General features: G+C 51.1%; 15 protein-coding genes. 5 read left to right on the top strand and 10 right to left on the bottom strand.

The features are described 5' to 3' along the window. Window positions 1–82: 82 nt before the first annotated feature. The 3 genes from glpT (at window position 83) to inaA (ending at window position 3327) form a co-directional block, all read left to right on the top strand. Window positions 83–1441 (top strand): glycerol-3-phosphate transporter, encoded by a 1359-nt coding sequence (gene glpT / locus K0335_RS18410; protein WP_000948723.1) that lies wholly within the window; start codon window positions 83–85, stop codon window positions 1439–1441. A gap of 4 nt (window positions 1442–1445) precedes the next feature. Next, complete coding sequence (glpQ, locus tag K0335_RS18405) at window positions 1446–2525, top strand: glycerophosphodiester phosphodiesterase (protein WP_000779116.1); 1080 nt, start codon at window positions 1446–1448, stop codon at window positions 2523–2525. 151 nt (window positions 2526–2676) lie between these two features. Further along, a complete protein-coding gene (gene inaA / locus K0335_RS18400; protein ID WP_104919506.1) occupies window positions 2677–3327 on the top strand; it encodes a lipopolysaccharide kinase InaA in 651 nt (216 codons plus the stop codon). Between the two features lie 52 nt (window positions 3328–3379). Here inaA and yfaE read toward each other — a convergent pair whose 3' ends face one another. The 3 genes from yfaE to nrdA form a co-directional block, all read right to left on the bottom strand. Next, entirely contained in the window at window positions 3380–3634 is a 255-nt protein-coding gene (yfaE, locus tag K0335_RS18395; protein WP_000135040.1) for a ferredoxin-like diferric-tyrosyl radical cofactor maintenance protein YfaE, read from the bottom strand. Further along, complete coding sequence (gene nrdB, locus K0335_RS18390) at window positions 3634–4764, bottom strand: class Ia ribonucleoside-diphosphate reductase subunit beta (RefSeq protein WP_000332037.1); 1131 nt, start codon at window positions 4762–4764, stop codon at window positions 3634–3636. Before nrdB ends, yfaE begins: the two co-directional genes overlap by 1 nt. 62 nt (window positions 4765–4826) lie before the next feature. Continuing rightward, window positions 4827–7112 carry a class 1a ribonucleoside-diphosphate reductase subunit alpha gene (gene nrdA / locus K0335_RS18385; RefSeq protein WP_001075170.1) on the bottom strand — a complete coding sequence of 762 codons (2286 nt, stop codon included), beginning with the start codon at window positions 7110–7112 and terminating at the stop codon, window positions 4827–4829. Window positions 7113–7807: 695 nt separating this feature from the next. Here nrdA and yfaL point away from each other — a divergent pair. After that, window positions 7808–11572: an AIDA-I family autotransporter adhesin YfaL/EhaC gene (gene yfaL / locus K0335_RS18380; protein ID WP_219393996.1), complete on the top strand. Its 3765-nt coding sequence runs from the start codon at window positions 7808–7810 to the stop codon at window positions 11570–11572. A 139-nt stretch (window positions 11573–11711) separates the two neighbouring features. Here yfaL and ubiG read toward each other — a convergent pair whose 3' ends face one another. Then, complete coding sequence (gene ubiG, locus K0335_RS18375; RefSeq protein WP_000990786.1) at window positions 11712–12434, bottom strand: bifunctional 2-polyprenyl-6-hydroxyphenol methylase/3-demethylubiquinol 3-O-methyltransferase UbiG; 723 nt, start codon at window positions 12432–12434, stop codon at window positions 11712–11714. Between the two features lie 146 nt (window positions 12435–12580). On the opposite strand from ubiG, the gene gyrA reads away from it, so the two are divergent. Then, window positions 12581–15217 (top strand): DNA topoisomerase (ATP-hydrolyzing) subunit A, encoded by a 2637-nt coding sequence (gyrA, locus tag K0335_RS18370; protein ID WP_001281243.1) that lies wholly within the window; start codon window positions 12581–12583, stop codon window positions 15215–15217. A 110-nt stretch (window positions 15218–15327) separates the two neighbouring features. Here gyrA and atoB read toward each other — a convergent pair whose 3' ends face one another. The 6 genes from atoB to atoS all read right to left on the bottom strand — a co-directional run bounded on the left by atoB (window position 15328) and on the right by atoS (window position 22574). After that, the gene (gene atoB / locus K0335_RS18365) at window positions 15328–16512 is read right to left on the bottom strand and encodes an acetyl-CoA acetyltransferase (protein WP_000786556.1); all 1185 of its coding nucleotides are present in this window, start codon (window positions 16510–16512) and stop codon (window positions 15328–15330) included. A 25-nt stretch (window positions 16513–16537) separates the two neighbouring features. After that, on the bottom strand, window positions 16538–17860 hold the full coding sequence (locus K0335_RS18360) for a TIGR00366 family protein (RefSeq protein WP_000580265.1): 1323 nt from the start codon (window positions 17858–17860) through the stop codon (window positions 16538–16540). Next, on the bottom strand, window positions 17857–18507 hold the full coding sequence (locus K0335_RS18355) for a 3-oxoacid CoA-transferase subunit B (protein WP_000339047.1): 651 nt from the start codon (window positions 18505–18507) through the stop codon (window positions 17857–17859). Before K0335_RS18355 ends, K0335_RS18360 begins: the two co-directional genes overlap by 4 nt. After that, a complete protein-coding gene (gene atoD, locus K0335_RS18350; RefSeq protein WP_000850521.1) occupies window positions 18507–19169 on the bottom strand; it encodes an acetate CoA-transferase subunit alpha in 663 nt (220 codons plus the stop codon). Before atoD ends, K0335_RS18355 begins: the two co-directional genes overlap by 1 nt. Before the next feature lie 196 nt (window positions 19170–19365). Continuing rightward, window positions 19366–20751: an acetoacetate metabolism transcriptional regulator AtoC gene (gene atoC / locus K0335_RS18345; RefSeq protein WP_104919504.1), complete on the bottom strand. Its 1386-nt coding sequence runs from the start codon at window positions 20749–20751 to the stop codon at window positions 19366–19368. Beyond that, window positions 20748–22574, bottom strand: coding sequence for a two-component system sensor histidine kinase AtoS (atoS, locus tag K0335_RS18340; RefSeq protein WP_219393994.1), 1827 nt, complete (start codon window positions 22572–22574; stop codon window positions 20748–20750). The genes atoC and atoS overlap by 4 nt, the downstream gene beginning before the upstream one ends. Window position 22575 lies beyond the last annotated feature (1 nt).

Raw genomic sequence — 22575 nt, 5'->3', positions numbered from 1 at the left:
ATCGCGGCCACACAAAAGCGGCGACCAGGATTTACATACCGCGCTGTTATTTCTAAGAAAACAGATGTCATGGGGACAAAACATGTTAAGTATTTTTAAACCTGCGCCACACAAAGCGCGCTTACCCGCTGCGGAGATTGATCCGACTTATCGTCGATTGCGCTGGCAGATTTTCCTGGGGATTTTCTTTGGCTATGCCGCGTACTATCTGGTGCGTAAGAACTTTGCCCTCGCTATGCCGTACCTGGTAGAGCAGGGCTTCTCGCGTGGTGATTTAGGTTTTGCCCTTTCGGGGATCTCTATTGCCTACGGATTTTCGAAATTTATCATGGGCTCGGTGTCGGATCGCTCGAATCCGCGCGTTTTCCTCCCCGCAGGTTTAATTCTGGCGGCGGCAGTGATGTTGTTTATGGGCTTTGTGCCGTGGGCGACGTCGAGCATTGCGGTTATGTTTGTGCTGCTGTTCCTCTGCGGCTGGTTCCAGGGGATGGGGTGGCCGCCGTGTGGTCGTACTATGGTGCACTGGTGGTCGCAGAAAGAACGTGGCGGCATTGTGTCGGTGTGGAACTGTGCGCACAACGTCGGTGGTGGTATTCCGCCGCTGCTGTTCCTGCTGGGGATGGCCTGGTTCAATGACTGGCACGCGGCCCTCTATATGCCCGCTTTCTGCGCCATTCTGGTGGCACTGTTCGCCTTTGCGATGATGCGCGATACCCCGCAATCCTGTGGTCTGCCGCCAATTGAAGAGTACAAAAATGATTACCCGGACGACTATAACGAAAAAGCGGAGCAGGAACTGACTGCAAAGCAGATTTTTATGCAGTACGTACTGCCGAACAAACTGCTGTGGTATATCGCCATCGCCAACGTGTTCGTTTATCTGCTGCGTTACGGCATCCTCGACTGGTCACCGACTTATCTGAAAGAGGTTAAGCATTTCGCGCTGGATAAATCCTCCTGGGCCTACTTCTTCTATGAGTATGCGGGCATTCCGGGCACCCTGTTGTGTGGCTGGATGTCGGACAAAGTCTTCCGCGGTAACCGTGGGGCAACCGGCGTCTTCTTTATGACACTGGTGACCATCGCAACTATCGTTTACTGGATGAACCCGGCAGGCAACCCAACCGTAGATATGATTTGTATGATTGTTATCGGCTTCCTGATCTACGGGCCTGTGATGCTGATCGGTCTGCATGCTCTGGAACTGGCACCGAAAAAAGCGGCAGGTACGGCAGCGGGCTTTACCGGGCTGTTTGGTTACCTGGGGGGATCGGTTGCTGCGAGTGCAATTGTTGGCTACACCGTGGACTTCTTCGGCTGGGATGGCGGCTTTATGGTAATGATTGGCGGCAGCATTCTGGCGGTTATCTTGTTGATTGTTGTGATGATTGGCGAAAAACGTCGCCATGAACAATTACTGCAAAAACGCAATGGAGGCTAATGGCATGAAATTGACGCTGAAAAACCTTAGCATGGCGATCATGATGAGCACTATGGTCATGGGAAGCAGTGCAATGGCGGCAGACAGTAGTGAAAAAATAGTGATCGCCCATCGGGGTGCCAGTGGATATTTGCCGGAGCATACGCTGCCAGCAAAAGCGATGGCGTATGCGCAGGGAGCGGATTATCTGGAACAGGATTTGGTGATGACCAAAGACGATCATCTGGTTGTTCTGCACGACCACTATCTCGATCGTGTTACTGATGTCGCCGATCGTTTCCCGGACAGGGCACGCAAAGACGGTCGTTACTACGCGATAGATTTCACGCTCGATGAAATTAAGTCACTGAAATTTACCGAAGGTTTCGATATTGAGAACGGTAAAAAAGTGCAGACTTATCCGGGGCGTTTCCCAATGGGTAAGTCTGACTTCCGGGTGCACACCTTTGAAGAAGAGATTGAATTTGTTCAGGGGTTAAATCACTCCACCGGGAAAAATATCGGTATCTATCCAGAAATTAAAGCGCCGTGGTTCCACCATCAGGAAGGGAAGGATATTGCGGCAAAAACGCTGGAAGTGCTGAAGAAATATGGTTACACCGGTAAGGACGACAAAGTTTATTTGCAATGTTTTGATGCTGATGAGCTGAAACGCATTAAAAATGAGCTGGAACCGAAAATGGGCATGGACCTCAATCTTGTACAGCTGATTGCCTATACCGACTGGAATGAAACGCAGCAGAAACAGCCGGACGGAAGTTGGGTTAATTACAGCTATGACTGGATGTTCAAGCCGGGGGCCATGAAGCAAGTCGCGGAATATGCCGACGGTATCGGGCCGGATTACCATATGCTGATTGAAGAGAAATCCCAGCCGGGAAATATTCAGCTTACCGGGATGGTAAAAGATGCTCAGCATAACAATCTGGTGGTGCATCCTTATACCGTGCGGGCCGACCAACTGCCAACCTACACGACGAATGTGAATCAGCTTTATGACATTTTGTATAACAAAGCCGGAGTGAATGGTTTGTTCACTGACTTCCCGGATAAAGCGGTTAACTTCCTGCAACAACAGAAATAATCCCACCTTCGGCATTCCGGCCTGCCCGGAATGCCGCTTTGCTTCTGTAACAAGTCCATTTTTGTACACAAAAATCTTAAGGATTTCTTAAGGCAACACTTTATATTTCCATCCTGATAATTAACGTGCATATAGTGACGGATGGTAAGTAATGGTGTCAGGAACGGAAGACGAACAATTTGAACGTTGGTGGGCGACCACAGGAGACTGGGTCGAAGAACCAAATTATCGACGTAATGGTATGAGTGGTGTCCAGTGTGTAGAGCGCGATGGTAAAAAGCTTTATGTGAAGCGAATGACTCAGCATCTCTTTCATTCGCTGCGCTATCCCTTTGGTCGCCCGACGATTGTGCGAGAGATTGAGGTGATAAACGATTTAGAGCGCGCGGGCGTTATCGTGCCGAAAATCGTATTTGGTAAAGCAATCAAACGAGAAGGGGAATGGCGGGCGCTACTGGTTACCGAGGATATGACTGGTTTCACCAGTATTGCGGACTGGTATATACAACATGCTATTACTCCTTACCCGGACGACGTGCGTGAAGCAATGCTACAAGCGGTGGCACAAGCGTTTAAAAAAATGCATAGCGTCAAGCGTCAGCATGGCTGTTGCTACGTTCGTCATATTTATGTGAAAACGGAGGGGGTGGCGGAAGCAGGGTTTCTTGATCTGGAAAAAAGTCGCCGCCGATTGCGTCGTCAAAAAGCAGCTCAGCATGATTTCGCCCAACTGGAGAAGTATTTATCTCCCATTCCTCCCGCCGACTGGCAGCAGGTGAAAGCGTATTACTACGCCATGTAATCACGTAGGCCAGATAAGACGCGTAAGCGTCGCATCTGGCACTACAACCAATTCACATCTCGATTTCAATATCGCCTTTTGCCCGGCAACAACAGGGCAAAATTTCCCCCGGCTGAATAAAGGCTAACGGTTCGGCAATCCAGTCCACCTGGCCTGCAACAAGGCGTGTGCGACAGGAACCGCAGTAACCTTCGCGGCACTGGTACTCAACCGCCACATTGTGGGATTCCAGCGCCGCCAGAAGGGAAGGGTGTTCATCCTGGCACAGCAGTTGTGTGCCAGTGATGCGCAGGGTAACGCGAGCCATCAGAGCTGGAAGTTACTCAAATCGTCGGTGTCCACTTCCGAGTCAATCTGCCCGACCAGATAAGAACTGACTTCCACTTCCTGCGGAGCAACCTGTACGTTATCAGACACCAGCCAGGTGTTGATCCACGGGATCGGGTTGGAGCGTGTCTGGAACGGCAGATCCAAACCGACTGCCTGCATGCGGATATTGGTGATGTATTCAACGTACTGGCAGAGAATGTCTTTATTCAGACCAATCATCGAACCGTCACGGAACAGATAATCTGCCCAGTCTTTCTCTTGCTGTGCCGCCTGGACAAACAGGTCATAGCACTCCTGCTTACATTCTTCGGCAATTTCCGCCATCTCCGGATCATCTGCACCGCTGCGCAGCAGATTCAGCATATGCTGAGTACCGGTCAGGTGCAGGGCTTCGTCGCGGGCAATCAGACGAATAATTTTGGCGTTACCTTCCATCAGTTCGCGTTCTGCAAAGGCAAAGGAACAAGCAAAGCTGACGTAGAAGCGGATCGCTTCCAGCGCGTTAACGCTCATCAGGCAGAGATACAGTTTTTTCTTCAGCTCGCGCAGGCTAACGGTCACGGTTTTACCGTTAACGGTGTGGGTGCCTTCGCCCAGCAGATGCCAGTAGCTGGTCATTTCGATCAGCTCATCGTAATAGCTGGAGATCCCTTCCGCACGTTTCTGGATCTGCTCGTTAGTGACGATATCGTCAAACACAACCGACGGATCGTTAACGATATTACGAATGATATGAGTATAGGAACGGGAATGAATCGTTTCTGAGAATGCCCAGGTTTCTACCCAGGTTTCCAGTTCCGGGATCGAGATCAGCGGCAGCAGCGCCACGTTCGGGCTACGACCCTGAATGGAATCTAGCAGCGTCTGATATTTCAGGTTGCTGATAAAGATGTGTTTCTCGTGTTCAGGCAGTGCCTGGTAATCGATACGGTCGCGAGAAACGTCAACTTCTTCCGGACGCCAGAAGAAAGAGAGCTGCTTTTCGATCAGCTTTTCGAAGATGTCATATTTTTGCTGATCGTAGCGAGCCACGTTGACCGGCTGACCAAAGAACATCGGTTCTTTGAGCTGATCATTTTTCGTCTGTGAAAAGGTGGTATATGCCATGAATGTGTCCTGTTGGGGTTTAATGCCGGATAAAGCGTTACGCCGCATCCGGCATCTCAATATCAGATCTTACATGCGCCGCTTTCGCAGCCATCATCCTGAATTGACGGCACCAGATCGTCTTGTGCGTCTTCAGCACCGTCACGGGTGTTCTGATAATACAGCGTTTTGACCCCGAATTTGTAGGCGGTGAGCAGGTCTTTCAGCAACTGCTGCATCGGCACTTTTCCTGACGGGAAGCGTGATGGATCGTAGTTGGTGTTAGCAGAGATCGACTGATCGATAAATTTCTGCATGATCCCCACCAGTTGCAGGTAGCCATCGTTACCCGGCATTTCCCACAGCAGCTCATAGGCGTCGTGCAGGTGCTCGTAGTCCGGCACCACCTGGCGAAGAATACCGTCTTTCGACGCTTTGATGCTGACGTAACCGCGCGGCGGTTCAATACCGTTAGTGGCGTTAGAGATCTGCGAAGAAGTCTCTGACGGCATCAGAGCAGAAAGCGTGGAGTTACGCAGACCGTGCGTTTTGATTGACTCACGCAGTGCTTCCCAGTCGTAATGCAGCGGCTCATTAGCGATGGCATCCAGATCTTTCTTATAGGTATCGATCGGCAGGATCCCTTTCGCGTAAGTGGTTTCGTTAAACCACGGGCACGCTCCTTGCTCTTTCGCCAGCTCATTAGACGCTTTCAGCAGGTAATACTGGATGGCTTCGAAGGTTTTATGCGTCAGGTTGTTGGCGCTGCCGTCGGAGTAGCGTTTACCGTGCTTCGCCAGGTAGTAAGCGAAGTTGATCACACCAATACCCAGTGTACGACGACCCATCGCCCCGCGTTTGGCGGCCGGGATCGGGTAATCCTGATAGTCCAGCAGCGCGTCGAGTGCACGAACCGCCAGAATCGCCAGCTCTTCCAGTTCATCCAGGCTGTTAATTGCACCCAGGTTGAAAGCAGAAAGCGTACACAGCGCGATTTCACCGTTCTCGTCGTTGACGTCGTTCAGCGGTTTGGTCGGCAGGGCGATTTCCAGGCACAGGTTAGACTGGCGCACTGGTGCAATAGCCGGATCAAACGGGCTGTGGGTATTGCAGTGGTCTACGTTCTGAATATAGATACGACCGGTAGACGCACGTTCCTGCATCATCAGCGAGAACAGCTCAACGGCTTTCACACGCTGTTTGCGGATGCTGTCGTCTTTCTCATATTTGGTGTACAGACGTTCAAACTCTTCCTGATCGGCGAAGAATGCGTCGTACAGCCCCGGTACGTCGGACGGGCTGAACAGGGTGATATCTTCACCTTTCAGCAGACGGGTATACATCAGTTTGTTGATTTGTACCCCGTAGTCCATATGACGCACGCGGTTGCCTTCAACCCCACGGTTGTTTTTCAACACCAGCAGGCTTTCCACTTCCAGATGCCACATAGGGTAGAAAAGTGTTGCCGCACCGCCGCGCACACCGCCCTGAGAGCAGGATTTCACTGCCGTCTGGAAATGTTTGTAGAACGGAATACAACCGGTGTGGAATGCTTCGCCACCGCGAATCGGGCTACCCAGCGCACGAATACGCCCGGCGTTAATGCCGATCCCGGCACGCTGGGAAACGTATTTAACAATCGCGCTGGAGGTGGCGTTGATGGAATCCAGGCTGTCGCCGCACTCAATCAGCACGCAGGAGCTGAACTGACGAGTCGGGGTACGCACGCCGGACATGATTGGCGTCGGCAGCGAAATTTTAAATGTGGAAACCGCGTCGTAAAAACGCTTCACGTATTGCAGGCGCGTTTCACGCGGGTAGTTCGAGAACAGGCACGCAGCAACCAGAATATAGAGGAACTGGGCGCTCTCATAGATTTCGCCGGTCACGCGGTTCTGTACCAGATATTTGCCTTCCAGCTGCTTAACGGCAGCATAAGAGAAGGTCATATCACGGTCGTGATCGATAAACGTGTCCATCTGCTTGAACTCTTCTTCCGTGTAGTCTTCCAGCAGATGATTATCGTATTTGCCCATCTCGACCATTTTCACCACGTGGTCGTACAGCGCAGGCGGCTCAAACTGGCCATAGGCTTTTTTACGCAGGTGGAAAATTGCCAGGCGCGCGGCGAGATACTGATAATCCGGCGCATCACGGGAGATCAGGTCTGCGGCAGCCTTGATAATGGTTTCGTGGATGTCAGAGGTCTTGATACCGTCATAAAACTGAATGTGGGAGCGCAGCTCGACCTGGGAAATCGAAACGTTATGCAGTCCTTCTGCCGCCCAATCCAGAACGCGATGGATTTTGTCGAGATTGATGCGCTCTGTGCTACCGTCGCGCTTTGTCACCAGCAGATTCTGATTCATGTATGTCGTACCTGTTTTTGGAATTCTTTCCGCAATAGTTTCATGCAGACTACCTGTAGTGAGGGAAGCTGCTTAGAACACTATATATAGGGGGTATGTTTGGGATTCACTGCAAGATAGTGTGAAAATGGCCCTCTTGCAAGTGCATAACTTTGTGGATAACTCAGGAAGGAAAAAGTGGCTTCCGCGCACCTTAGGTCAGACAAGGTATCCGGGAAAGTCAATGGGAAGAGAAAAATTTGTTAAAAATAACTGTTCGGCGATTTCTTGAACGGCAGAATAGTATGGGTAAATTGATATAGATGGTTTATTAATCTTGTCGCTAATGATTGTCAAAATTGATCTAAGCACGAATCATCACATAATCTGATGTATCAGTTGTGGTCAATATATAAGCGAATGTAAGCGATTGTTGAGTCGGAAATGGTTGTTTTCTATTCGGTTATTGTTAAATACCAAGCCAATTTGTTACTTTTGCATATATTATAAGAATATTATTTATTACTTTAATTCAGTTTAAATATAACCGATTTACCTTAAGGTTATTAATTTGAATTATGACACACTGATATTATTCATCAAATAATAACAAAATAGTCATTGCACCGGCTTGTACAATTTACAAAAGAAAGATACCCCATATCACATAATGCGATTAAATACGCCTTCTCATAGAAAAGGATGGTTAGGGTAATATGCGGATTATTTTTCTACGTAAGGAGTATTTATCTTTACTCCCGTCAATGATTGCGTCTCTCTTCTCCACTAATGGTATCGCAGCGGTTATTGATTCATGCCAGGGATATGATATCAAAGCGAGCTGTCAGGCCAGCAGGCAAAGCCTTTCGGGCAATATGCAGGACTGGAGCATCGCGGATGGGCAATGGTTGATTTTTTCGGGTATGGCCAATAATGCCAGCGGTGGTGCAGTATTTTTGCAGCAAAGTGCTGAATTTACGATATCACCACAAAATGAAACAGGGATGACCCTGTTTGCTAATAACTCGATTAGTGGCGAATATAATAATGGCGGAGCTATCTTTGCTAAAGAAAACTCAACGATAAATCTTGCGAATGTTATTTTCGACAGTAACGTTGCAGGAGGCTATGGCAGAGCAATCTATTCTGCGGGAACAAACGATGCCGGTGATATGGATTTAAATATCACTAATGCAATATTTGCGAATAATATCGCCAATGATGGTAAAGGTGGCGCTATTTATTCTATCAATAATGATATTTATTTAAGTGATGTCATTTTTGATAATAATCAGGCATATACATCAACCAGCTATAGTGATGGGGACGGCGGTGCCATTGATGTTACGGATAATAGTACGGATAACACACATCTTTCAGGAAAAACGATAATTAATAATACCTCCTTTACCAATAACTATGCAGAAGGTTATGGCGGAGCAATTTATACCAGCAGCACCACATCCCCGTATCTTATTGATATTTCTGTTGATGATAATTATGACCAAAACAATGGTGTGATGATTGATGAAAATAACAGCGCCTCGGGATATGACCATTCGGCGACGGCAGCGGCGGGGGGCTTTATGTATATTGGTCATAGTGTGGCTGAATTTAACATTGCCGCCGATAAAACGCTGGTAATAGGCAATACCAGCAACGATGGCGCGATTGATTCTCTTGCCGGAACGGGAGTCATCGTGAAAGAGGGAGCGGGAGAGTTAGTCCTCAATGCCGACAATAATGCGTTTACCGGCGAGATGAGTATCCAGAATGGCGAGGTGACGCTGGGGCGCAGCGATGAGTTAATGAATGTCGGCGACACGCACTGTCAGAGCGATCCGCAGGATTGCTTTGGTCTGATGGTCGGCAGCACTGTTCATTCTGAGTATCAGGCAGAACTGAATGTTGGCAATACACAACAAACGTTTGTGCACTCATTAACCGGTTTTGCTAATGGCATTTTGAATATCGACGCAGGCGGCAATGTTACCGTAAACCAGGGCGGTTTTTCCGGCTCGATTCAGGGTGAAGGACAGTTGACGGTAGCGCAAGATGGCAGCTATCTCCTGACAGGGGCGCAGTCGATGGCATTAACCGGCGATATTGTGGTGGAAGATAACGCCGTATTGTCGCTGGCGGGGAATCAGGCCGATTTACGGGCAATGCAGAGCGATCCGCAATCGATCGTGCTAAATGGCGGAGTATTGGATCTCTCTGATTTCACCACCTGGGATGGCGATAGCTCATACAATGACGGTCTGCAAATCAGCGGCAGTGGGGGGACAGTGATTGGCAGTAATGATGTCGTTGATATCAGCAGTGGCGATGATTTACATATTGGCGGCAGTGATGCCAGCCAGAATGGCGTTTATGTCGTCATTAATGCGGGGGATCAGCGCGTAACGCTGGCGAATAACAACGGTTATCTCGGTAATACGCAAATCGCCTCCGGTACGCTTGAAGTCAGCGATAATTCGCAATTGGGGGACACAAGTTACAACCGTTCAGTGATCTTCACAGATCCCCAACAACACAGTGAAATGGATGTGACGACTGATGTTGACACTCGCTCGGCTACAACAGGTCAGGGCAGGAATATTGAAATGCGCGCTGATGGCGAAATACACGTTGAGGATGGCGTAGATACGCAATGGGGCGGGTTGATGGCGGATAGTACCGGGCAACAACTGGATAGCGTAAGCACGTTGACTAAAAGTGGCGGCGGGACGCTGGAGTTGACCGCCAGCGGCACTGCGACGTCTGCGGTACGTGTGGAGGACGGAACGCTAAAAGGTGAAGCGGAGAATATTATTCCTTATGTTTCTTCACTGTGGGTGGGGGAAGACGGTGTTTTTGAAACCGGGCAAAATCAGGATATTCGTTCAATCGATGCCACCTCTGGCGGTGATATCGACATAACCGATGGTACTGTGTTGCGATTGACGCAGCAGGATACGAACCAGGCGCTGGATGCCTCGCTGTTTAGCGGCGACGGTACGTTGGTGAATGCCACCGATGGCGTGACGCTGACAGGCGAGCTTAATACCAACCTTGAAACTGACAGCCTGACTTATCTTTCAGACGTGACGGTCAATGGTGATCTAACTAATACTTCCGGTGCTGTCAGTCTGCAAAATGGCGTCGCTGGCGACACGCTCACGGTAAACGGTGATTACACCGGTGGCGGTACGTTGTTTCTCGACAGCGAATTAAACGGCGATGACTCGGCAAGCGACCAACTGGTGTTGAACGGCAATACCTCGGGTAACACGACCGTGGTGGTTAACCCCATTACTGGCATTGGTGAACCGACATCTACGGGTATTAAAGTGGTTGATTTCACTGCTGATCCGACGCAATTTCAAAACAATGCGCAGTTTAGTCTTGCGGGCAGCGGCTACGTCAATATGGGAGCGTATGACTACACGCTGGTGGAAGATAACAACGACTGGTATCTGCGATCACAAGAAGTCACTCCGACGCCGCCGCCCGATCCGGACCCGACTCCAGATCCTGATCCCACGCCGGTTCCTGATCCAACACCCGACCCGGCTCCAGCCCCTACGCCTGCCTACCAGCCGGTGCTGAACGCCAAAGTTGGTGGCTATCTCAATAACCTACGTGCGGCAAATCAGGCATTTGTGATGGAGCGACGCGATCACGCTGGTGGCGATGGTCAGACGCTGAATTTACGTGTTATCGGCGGAGATTATCATTACACGGCGGCAGGGCAGTTGGCCCAGCATGAAGACACTTCTACGGTACAGCTTAGCGGCAACTTGTTAAGCGGATACTGGGGCGATGATGGCCAGTGGATGCTAGGGGCCGTGGGCGGCTACAGCGATAACCAGGGTGACAGTCGATCAAACATGACCGGAACTCGCGCTGATAACCAGAACCACGGTTATGCCGTTGGGCTGACCTCAAGCTGGTTTCAGCACGGTAGCCAGAAGCAGGGAGCCTGGCTGGATAGCTGGTTGCAGTACGCCTGGTTTAGCAATGATGTTTCTGAACAAGGTGATGGTGCGGATCATTACCATTCGTCGGGGGTTATCGCCTCTCTGGAAGCCGGGTATCAATGGTTACCGGGGCGTGGTGTGGTGATTGAACCGCAGGCGCAGGTGATTTATCAGGGCGTGCAGCAGGATGATTTCACCGCTGCTAACCATGCGCGGGTATCGCAATCGCAGGGCGATGATCTTCAGACACGGCTGGGGTTACACAGCGAATGGCGTACCGCTGTTCATATCACGCCAACCCTGGATCTGAATTATTATCACGATCCCCATTCGGCGGGAATTGAAGAAGATGGCAGCACTATCAGTGACGATGCGGCGAAGCAACGGGGTGAAATAAAAGTGGGGATAACAGGCAATATCAGTCAGCGAGTTTCCCTGCGTGGCAGCGTGGTGTGGCAGAAAGGGAGTGATGATTTTGCCCAGACGGCAGGGTTTTTGTCGATGACGGTGAAATGGTAATCGCTGTCTGACCGGCACTATTGCCGGATGCGGCGTAAACGCCTTATCTGGCCTACGGGAGCATTTGTAGGCCTGATAAGACGCGGCAAGCGTCGCATCAGGCATTGGCACGGTTGCCGGATGAATCCAAACAACAACCTCACTTATTCTGCGTGTGCAGCATATAGTTCACATCGACGCCGGGGCCGAGCTTAAAAGTATTAGTGATCGGGTTGTAATGCAGCCCGGTCATATGTCGTTCTTTAAGACTGGTCTGATCCACCCAGCCCAGCAGTTCTGCCGGTTTAATAAACTTCTTCACATCATGCGTACCTTTAGGCACCATGCGCAAAATATATTCAGCACCGACCACCGCCATCAGCCACGACTTGCCGTTGCGGTTGAGCGTCGAGAAAAAGACATCGCCGCCCGGTTTCACCAGTTGCGCACAGGCTCTGACCACTGACTGCGGATCGGGAACGTGCTCCAGCATCTCCATGCAGGTCACCACGTCATACTGCCCGGCATGTTTTGCCGCGTGCTCTTCCACGGTTTCCTGCACGTAATTCACCTGAATGCCACTTTCCAGTGCGTGCAGCTTTGCCACCTGTAATGGCTCAAAGCCCATATCCAGACCGGTCACCGTCGCGCCTTCGCGCGCCATACTCTCGGCCAGAATGCCGCCGCCACAACCGACATCGAGTACCTTTTTGCCAAATAAACCGCCAGCACGCTCGGCAATATAGCCCAGACGCAGCGGGTTAATGCGGTGCAGCGGTTTGAATTCACCTTCCAGATCCCACCAGCGGGAGGCGACGGCTTCAAATTTAGCGATCTCTTCGTGGTCTACGTTAGGGGTTACCGGCGATTTTTCGGCATTCATTGGCACTTCTACTCCGTAATTGGCAAGACAAACGAGTATATCAGGCATTGGATGTGAATAAAGCGTATAGGTTTACCTCAATCAGCGCGGCTGTGTTATAATTTGCGACCTTTGAATCCGGGATACAGTAGAGGGATAGCGGTTAGATGAGCGACCTTGCGAGAGAAATTACACCGGTCAACATTGAGGAAGAGCTGAAGAGCTCCTATCTGGATTATGCGATGTCGGTCATTGTTGGCCGTGCGCTGCCGGATGTCCGAGATGGCCTGAAGCCGGTACACCGTCGCGTACTTTACGCCATGAACGTACTAGGCAATGACTGGAACAAAGCCTATAAAAAATCTGCCCGTGTCGTTGGTGACGTAATCGGTAAATACCATCCCCATGGTGACTCGGCGGTTTATGACACGATCGTCCGTATGGCGCAGCCATTCTCGCTGCGTTACATGCTGGTAGACGGTCAGGGTAACTTCGGTTCCATCGACGGCGACTCTGCGGCGGCAATGCGTTATACGGAAATCCGTCTGGCGAAAATTGCCCATGAACTGATGGCCGATCTCGAAAAAGAGACGGTCGATTTCGTTGATAACTATGACGGCACGGAAAAAATTCCGGACGTCATGCCGACCAAAATTCCTAACCTGCTGGTGAACGGTTCTTCCGGTATCGCCGTAGGTATGGCAACCAACATCCCGCCACACAACCTGACGGAAGTCATCAACGGTTGTCTGGCGTATATCGATGATGAAGACATCAGCATTGAAGGGCTGATGGAACACATCCCGGGGCCGGACTTCCCGACGGCGGCAATCATTAACGGTCGTCGCGGTATTGAAGAAGCCTACCGTACCGGTCGCGGCAAGGTGTATATCCGCGCCCGTGCCGAAGTGGAAGTTGACGCCAAAACCGGACGTGAAACCATTATCGTCCACGAAATTCCGTATCAGGTAAACAAAGCGCGCCTGATCGAGAAGATTGCGGAACTGGTAAAAGAAAAACGCGTGGAAGGCATCAGCGCGCTGCGTGACGAGTCTGACAAAGACGGTATGCGCATCGTGATTGAAGTGAAACGCGACGCGGTCGGTGAAGTTGTGCTTAACAACCTCTACTCCCAGACCCAGTTGCAGGTTTCTTTCGGTATCAACATGGTGGCATTGCACCATGGTCAGCCGAAGATCATGAACCTGAAAGACATCATCGCGGCGTTTGTTCGTCACCGCCGTGAAGTGGTGACCCGTCGTACTATTTTCGAACTGCGTAAAGCTCGCGATCGTGCTCATATTCTTGAAGCATTAGCCGTGGCGCTGGCGAACATCGACCCGATCATCGAACTGATCCGCCATGCGCCGACGCCTGCAGAAGCGAAAACTGCGCTGGTTGCTAATCCTTGGCAGCTGGGCAACGTTGCCGCGATGCTCGAACGTGCGGGCGACGATGCTGCGCGTCCGGAATGGCTGGAGCCAGAGTTCGGCGTGCGTGATGGTCTGTACTACCTGACCGAACAGCAAGCCCAGGCGATTCTGGATCTGCGTCTGCAGAAACTGACCGGCCTTGAGCACGAAAAACTGCTCGATGAATACAAAGAGCTGCTGGATCAGATCGCGGAACTGTTGCGTATTCTTGGTAGCGCCGATCGTCTGATGGAAGTGATCCGCGAAGAGCTGGAGCTGGTTCGTGAACAGTTCGGTGACAAACGTCGTACTGAAATCACCGCCAACAGCGCAGACATCAACCTGGAAGATCTGATTACTCAGGAAGATGTGGTAGTGACGCTCTCTCACCAGGGCTACGTTAAGTACCAGCCGCTTTCTGAATACGAAGCGCAGCGTCGTGGCGGGAAAGGTAAATCTGCCGCACGTATTAAAGAAGAAGACTTTATCGACCGACTGCTGGTGGCGAATACTCACGATCATATCCTGTGCTTCTCCAGCCGTGGTCGCGTCTATTCGATGAAAGTCTACCAGTTACCGGAAGCGACTCGTGGCGCGCGTGGTCGTCCGATCGTCAACCTGCTGCCGCTGGAACAGGACGAACGTATCACCGCGATCCTGCCGGTGACTGAGTTTGAAGAAGGTGTGAAAGTCTTCATGGCGACCGCTAACGGTACTGTGAAGAAAACCGTCCTCACCGAGTTCAACCGTCTGCGTACCGCTGGTAAAGTGGCGATCAAACTGGTTGACGGCGATGAGCTGATCGGCGTTGACCTGACCAGTGGCGAAGATGAAGTAATGCTGTTCTCCGCTGAAGGTAAAGTGGTGCGCTTTAAAGAGTCTTCTGTCCGTGCGATGGGCTGCAACACCACCGGTGTTCGCGGTATTCGCTTAGGTGAAGGCGATAAAGTCGTCTCTCTGATCGTGCCTCGTGGCGATGGCGCAATCCTCACCGCAACGCAAAACGGTTACGGTAAACGTACTGCGGTAGCGGAATACCCGACTAAGTCGCGTGCGACGAAAGGGGTTATCTCCATCAAGGTTACCGAACGTAACGGTTTAGTGGTTGGCGCGGTGCAGGTAGATGACTGCGACCAGATCATGATGATCACCGATGCCGGTACGCTGGTGCGTACTCGCGTGTCGGAAATCAGCATCGTGGGCCGTAACACCCAGGGCGTGATCCTCATCCGTACTGCGGAAGATGAAAACGTAGTGGGTCTGCAACGTGTTGCTGAACCGGTTGACGAGGAAGATCTGGACACCATCGATGGCAGTGCCGCGGAAGGAGACGATGAAATCGCTCCGGAAGTGGAAAGCGACGATGATGTCGCAGATGACGCTGACGAGTAATCAAGTTAAAAGGGCCGAAAATTCGGCCCTTTACTTTTCTGACTTAGTCTGTTTCTGGCGCATCGTGGCTGAAACAGATAACCACCCGCCATGCGAGTGGTTCTGATTTGTTAATTCAATCGTTCAATCACCATCGCAATTCCTTGACCGCCGCCAATGCACAACGTTGCCAGACCCAGCGTTTTATCGCGTGCCTGCATTGCATGTAATAGTGTGACCAGAATACGCGCACCGCTGGCGCCGATAGGATGCCCCAGCGCGATGGCCCCACCGTTGACATTCACTTTCTCAGGATCAAAGCCCAGCGTTTCCCCTACAGCAAGGAACTGCGCGGCAAATGCTTCATTGGCTTCGATAAGATCAATGTCTGCCAGTTGCAGCCCCGCCAGTTGTAACGCTTTTTGCGTGGCAGGTACTGGCCCCAACCCCATCATTGAGGGAGCCACGCCGCCGCTGGCATAACTTTTAATGCGTGCCAGTGGGGTAAGGCCTGCTGCCAGTGCCGCAGATTCTTCCATAATCACCAGTGCGGCAGCACCGTCGTTAATGCCAGACGCGTTCCCGGCGGTGACAGTTCCGGCTTTATCGAAGGCCGGGCGCAATGCGCCTAATGATTCAGCCGTAGAATCCGCTTTCGGGAATTCGTCTTGACTGAAGACGAGGGTTTTCTTCCGGGTGACAACATTTACCGGGACGATTTCGGCTGTAAAAGCACCGGACTCAATTGCGGCAACCGCTTTACGCTGTGAATGTAGCGCCATTTCATCCTGCATTTCACGGGTGATCCCATACTCTTTAGCCACGTTTTCGGCGGTAATTCCCATATGATAACCATGGGTGGCGCACATCAGGCCATCGCGCAGGATTACGTCATAAACCTGTCCGTCTCCCAGACGATAACCCGATCGCGCTTTTGCATCGAGTAAGTAGGGCGCTAAACTCATATTTTCCATACCCCCCGCCACAATGCTCTGCGCCTGACCTGCCTGAATTGCCTGGGCGGCAAGCGCCACGCTTTTCAGACCCGAACCACACACCTTATTGACCGTGAATCCGCACACCGTTTCGGCCAGTCCGCTTTTTAACAGTGCCTGACGCGCCGGATTTTGCCCCAGCCCGGCTTGCAACACGTTACCCATAATCACTTCATCGATATGTTGTGAATCGATTTTTGCGCGTTCAATAGCGGCCTGAATTACTGTTGCTCCCAGATCGATGGCGCTGGTGGAGGCGAGTGAACCATTAAAACTACCGATGGCAGTACGTACCGCACTGACGATGACACAATTTTTCATTTTTCTTCCTTTTATAAAGTTGCCGTCAGAACAGCGTTAAACCAATAATGAAAATGACACCGGAGAAGAGCAGGGCAGTAATGCAATAGCCCATGATGTCGCGGACACCGAGTCCAGCGATTGCCAGTGCAGGCAGCGCCCAGAACGGTTGTGCCATATTCATCCACTGTTCACCGTAAGCTATCGCCATTACTGATTTACCCAGATCGGCCCCTAACGCCTGCGCAGCAGGAAGGACGAATGGTCCCTGAATAACCCAGTGTCCACCGCCAGAAGGCACGGCGAAGTTAATTAGCGCAGAGCTAAAAAAGGTCATCAGCGGGAAGGTATCTTTGTTGGCGACATTGATGAAAAATTCGGTGATCAGGCCACCGAGGCCAGAGTGTTCCATCATTAACTGGATCCCGGCATAGAAGGGGAATTGCACCAGAATCCCGGCGGTACTGCGCGCAGCCGCACTTACCGCCCGCATATAGGCCATCGGCGTTTTATGCAACAACAGACCGGCAATCATAAACATCAGGTTGACGGTGTTGATGGTGATGTTGAATCCCTTCCCGGAGAAGTACAGCACCAGATAAGCAATACCCAGAGCACCAATAATCAACGCCAGGATGCGACTTTCTTCCAGTTTCTCTGAAGGTGGGGCGTCTGCAGGGAGCTTCTTCTGGAAATCCGCTTCTTCCAACAACAGCTTCGGATCGATACTCACCACGTCGGAAGGCTTAGGCGTCATCATGCGGGTGATAAACGGCATCACCACAATCAGGGCCAGGGTGATAAAGATGTTGTAGCCAGTAAACAGGGTATCGCTGACCGGAATTAACCCAGCGACATGCTCAACGGGATTCCCCGGTGTTGCTGCCAGTAGCGGCATTGAGCCGGAAAAACCACCGCCCCAGGTGAGAAAGCCGATATAGGCGCAAGCGATCAACAACGGATAGTCGGAGCCAGGTACCCGACGTGCAACTTCGCGGGCAAACATTGCGCCAACCACCAGACCGAATCCCCAGTTGATTACGCAGGCGACGGAACCAAAAAAGGTGACCAGCATGACCCCCTGGGTTGGCGTTTTTGCTGCTGACGCCGCACTACGTAACAAACTTTTCACCGGGCCAGAACTGGCGAGTGCATGTCCGGTCACGATGATTAGCGCCATCTGCATCCCGAATGCCAGCAGATTCCAGAAGCCGTCACCCCATAGTTTCACCATGCTGAGAGGGGTTTGTGGCGTTAACCAGAGGGCTACGGCAAAGGTGATTAATGTCAGTAGCATGGCGAAGATCAGGGGATCGGGAAGCCAGCGACTGACAAAGCGCGTCATAAAACGCGATATGCGACCGATCATAGCGCCCCCTGTGGGAGCAGAAGATCATCAGCGACGGCGAACTGTGCTTCAGTTTTGGCACGCACAGTTTCTAAATCACAACCTTCGGCAATTTCAGTGAGCCACATCTTGCCATCGATAAAGCGGAACACCGCCAGTTCTGTCACCAGCATATGAACTGCATGAAGCGCGGTTAGCGGCATGGTGCATTGACGTAAAATTTTTGCTGAACCATCTTTGGCGCAATGTTCCATGGCAATGATCACTTTGCGCGACCCGGTCACCAGATCCATCGCACCACCCATACCAGGCACCATTTTTCCGGGCACGACCCAGTTGGCGAGATTGCCTTGTTCATCGACCTGTAAGCCACCGAGTACACAGGCATCAATATGACCACCACGAATCAGCGCAAATGACATGGCGCTGTCGAACATCGCTGCGCCGGGTAAAACGCCACACGGTTGTCCGCCCGCGTTAACCAAATCTGGATGCGCTTTCGTGACCGGGCCTAAACCGAGGAAGCCGTTTTCCGATTGCAGAGTGATATGAATACCCTCCGGCAAATGGTTGGCGACCATTGTGGGTAAACCGATCCCTAAGTTAACGATGTCACCATCACAAAGTTCCTGCGCCACGCGGCGCGCAATACGTTGTTTCGCGTCCATTATTTACTCTCCTGTGGGATGATGATGTGGTCGATAACGGCACCGGGGGTGACTATGTGGTCAGGTTGCAATTCTCCCGTGTCGACCAGTTCGTCGGGTTCCACCAGCGTGATGTCTGCTGCGAGAGCAATCAGGGGATTAAAGTTGCGGGCGCTGAGTTGGTAAGTGAGATTTCCGAGTGCGTCGCAACGGTGGGCGCGGATCAACGCCAGGTCTGCCCGCAGCGGGCGTTCGAGCAGCCAGGTTTTGCCATCGAGGGTGAGCGTTTGTTTGCCTTCTTCGACGACGGTGCCGACACCGGTTGGTGTGAGAAAACCACCAAGTCCGGCACCGCCACAGCGAATTTGCTCAATCAATGTACCTTGCGGTACGAGAACGACCTCCATTTCGCCAGAAATCATGCGCCGTCCGGTTTCCGGGTTGGTGCCGATATGTGAAGCAATCACTTTGCTGACCCGACCGTTGACGATCAGCGGGCCAGTACCAGTATCAATAAATGCCGTGTCATTGGCGATTAATGTCAGATCCCTGACACCGGATTCCAGTAATGCCTCAACGAGGCGGGGAGGCGTGCCAATTCCCATAAAACCGCCAACCATAATGGTCATGCCATCACGAAAGAAGCTGGCGGCGTCCTCTATGCTCATCAATTTTGTTTTCATTTTTTATCCCTCTTGAATACACCGTTGTGGGTACACAGAAGGCATAGCAAGGGGAGTGCCAGAATGAAATTATGCGAAAATAATTTCTAATAGATTGAAAAAATTGAAATAAAAAGGAGGATGGTGGTGAGGGGAATATTGCACTGCTATGCAGGATTTTGCGCACTGTGCAAATTTCTGCATAGCAGTTTTTGTCTTACGCACCGGCTGGATCAATGCCGTATTCTTGCAGTTTATACATTAAGGCACGGCGACTGATACCGAGCATCAGCGCGGTGCGAGTACGGTTTCCTTCCTGTTGCTCCAGCACTTCAATAATGATCCGTTTCTCTTCGCGCTTAATTTCTTCTTTGAGATTGCGCTCTCCCGGTGGCGTGCTTTTCACATCGTGATTCATACATACAGGCTGGCGAAATTGTGGTGGTAGATCTTCTGCAAAAATCACCGGCCCCGAATTCATTACCACCGCGCGCTCAATGACGTTAGAAAGCTCACGGATATTGCCAGGCCAAGACCAGGCGGTAAGCAGTGACATTGCGCTGGGGTCGATTTCGATAATATCGCGTTGGTTTTCGCTACTGAATTTTTGCAAAAAATGGTTGGCTAACAGGGAAATGTCTTCTCGTCTCTCGCGAAGTGGCGGCAACATTAAATGAATCACGTTGAGTCGATAAAAGAGATCTTTACGGAAAGTTCCTTCTTTTACCATGGCGTCCAGGTTGCGATTGGTAGCGGCAATGATGCGAATATCGACTTTGATGGTTTGATGGCCGCCAATGCGTTCAAATTCCCTCTCCTGCAAAATACGCAACAATTTAGCCTGCAATACCAACGGCATTTCACCAATTTCATCAAGGAATAATGTGCCGCTGTCGGCACGCTCAAACAGTCCCTGGCGCAGGGTCTGTGCACCGGTAAATGCACCTTTTTCATGACCAAAAAGTTCGCTTTCCAGCAGAGATTCTGGTAGCGCGGCACAGTTAATTTTAATAAATGGCCCATTGGCGCGGCGGGAGTTGTAATGGATCGCCCGGGCAATCAGCTCCTTACCCGTACCGCTTTCGCCACTGACTAACACGCTGGCCTGGGAGAGGGCAATTTTTGCCGTGTCTTTGCAGATCGCCTTCATGAGCGGGCTACTGGTTAATATATGGCCCCACTGCCAACTGGCACTTAGCGCTTGATGTAGCTGGCGAATCTCTTTTTTCATTGACTGCAACTGCAATGCGCGCTGCACGACCAGGTTCAGTTCATCAAGATCAAACGGTTTGATGACGTAATCAAACGCACCACTGCGTAAGGCTTCTACTGCCGTTTCGACTTCGGCATACGCGGTCATCAGGACAATGGGCGTGCGTGGATTATGACCACGCATCGCTTTTAACGCACTGATACCATCCATTTCCGGCATACGGATATCCATCAGCACCACGTCCGGTTGCACACGGGTGAACAATGGCAATGCTTCATTGCCGTTACAGGCGCAATGAGTGTCATACCCCTGCAAAGAAAAAGCGGTGGATAGCATGCGACGCACATTCTCTTCGTCGTCAACAATCAGGATTCGGTAAACGGCATTCATAAGGGCAAATTTTCCTGCGGATCAATCGGTAAGATAAGGGTGAATGTGGCACCGCAGCCGGGCAGGCTGGCGACGCGAATATCGCCCTGGGGCGCATTAATAATTCGTTGGCTTAAGGCAAGTCCAAGTCCTGTGCCGGATGCTTTAGTGGTAAAGAAGGGATCAAAGATTTTTCTCTGTAGAGACAGATCGATGCCGCAGCCGTTGTCTTCAATCGTGATCGCCTGCTGGTTGGCTGTATACATCCATGTGCGAATGCGGATTTCACCCCGTGCGGTGATAGCTTGCACGGCATTGATCAACATATTGAGAATAACCTGCTTGAGCAGTTCCCGATCAGCCACGATCGCTGTGAGTGACGGGTCAAGTTCTGTAATAAAGTCGATCCGTGCCTGTACGCCGGAGGTTTGGGCAAGGATCAGCGTCTCTTCGATCAGGGCATTGAGATACACTTGCTGCCACTGACTTTTACGCGGGCGGGAAAAATCCAAAAGCTGCTGAATAACTTTGTTAATAGAATCAATCTCGTTCAGTACAATTGACAGATATTCCTGATGTTCCGGCTGAGGTGTCTGCTGGCGAATGATTTGCACGTAACCTCTGATGGCGGTGAGAGGATTGCGTACTTCATGCGCTACGCCCGCCATCAGTTCCCCAAGGGTGGCGAGTCTTTCTGTCTGCGCCAGTCGCCGTTGGCTTTCTTTACGTGCCGTCAGATCGGAGAAAATCACTAAAGCGCCAATCATTTCACCATGTCCGTCATGGATTCTGCTGGTGGTAGCGCTGATTTCAATAGTACGGTCGCGCCCGGGATAGCTGATTTCCAGCGCCATATGTTCGATACCGTGCGCCAGCGTATCAAGAACCGGACTATAAAAATGGGTGTTGGCAAAGAGGGTAGCGTAAGGCTGGCCTACCAGTTCCTGACGTTTGTATCCGGTGATGGCTTCTGCGGCGGGATTCATGGTGATCACATCGCCTTGTCGGTCAATGGCAATAACCGCATCGGCGGCATTTTCAATAATCAGGTCATTCAGTGTCTTTGATTCACGAAGTGCTTCTGCAAGGTTATTCACACCACGGCTGATTTGCCCAAGTTCACCTGGCAACTGTGGTAGTTGCGTAGGGTTATTTTGCGCCAGGGTCGCCAGCCCTTCGGTGATAATATCGATATTGGCGCTTAATCGCCGGGAAAAAAGTACAATCAACAGCAAGCTAATCAGCAACCCGGCTGAGAGGACAATGATTATTCGCACGTCCATTTTCCATGCCTGACGACGAATATCTTCCGTTAATTCATTTGCCCAGATATAACCCAGCACGATGCCCTGGTGTTCGATAGGGATCATGAAATTCATAATGTCGCCGCGGACTTGCCTGCCGGAAAAGAGTTGTGCTGTATTGGTATGCATGACGATATTGCCGGGATGATCAGGAGTGATACTAATCCCCACATTGCTTTGATAGAGTGCAGACGGAGCATAAGTGATAATTGCGTCCAGTTCTTTGTGGTAATAGCCCGCTCCGACGCCGGGAAATGCCTGGGTAATACGTTCAGTGACAGGAGCCAGCTCCTGATTCAGCGCCCTGATGCGTGCCTCACGAGGCAGATGTTGGTAAAGCGTAAAGCGATCTTCCAGTGCGGCGTTCAGCAACTGCACAACCGCCGCTAATTTTTTCTCTTTTTCAGATAACACCGCTGACCGACCTTCAGTTTCTACGATATAACCAATAGAGAGTGTCGGAATGATGACCATCAGGATTGCCATCATGATGAGCTGGTTGCGCAGACGACGAGGGTACAACCACTTCAGAGAGTACATG

This window comes from Escherichia sp. GZ89 (assembly GCF_019366485.1).
GTDB classification, from domain to species: Bacteria; Pseudomonadota; Gammaproteobacteria; order Enterobacterales; family Enterobacteriaceae; genus Escherichia; species Escherichia fergusonii.
Note: the sequence above shows the minus strand (reverse complement) of the source record. Positions and strands in the feature narration are given on the sequence as shown.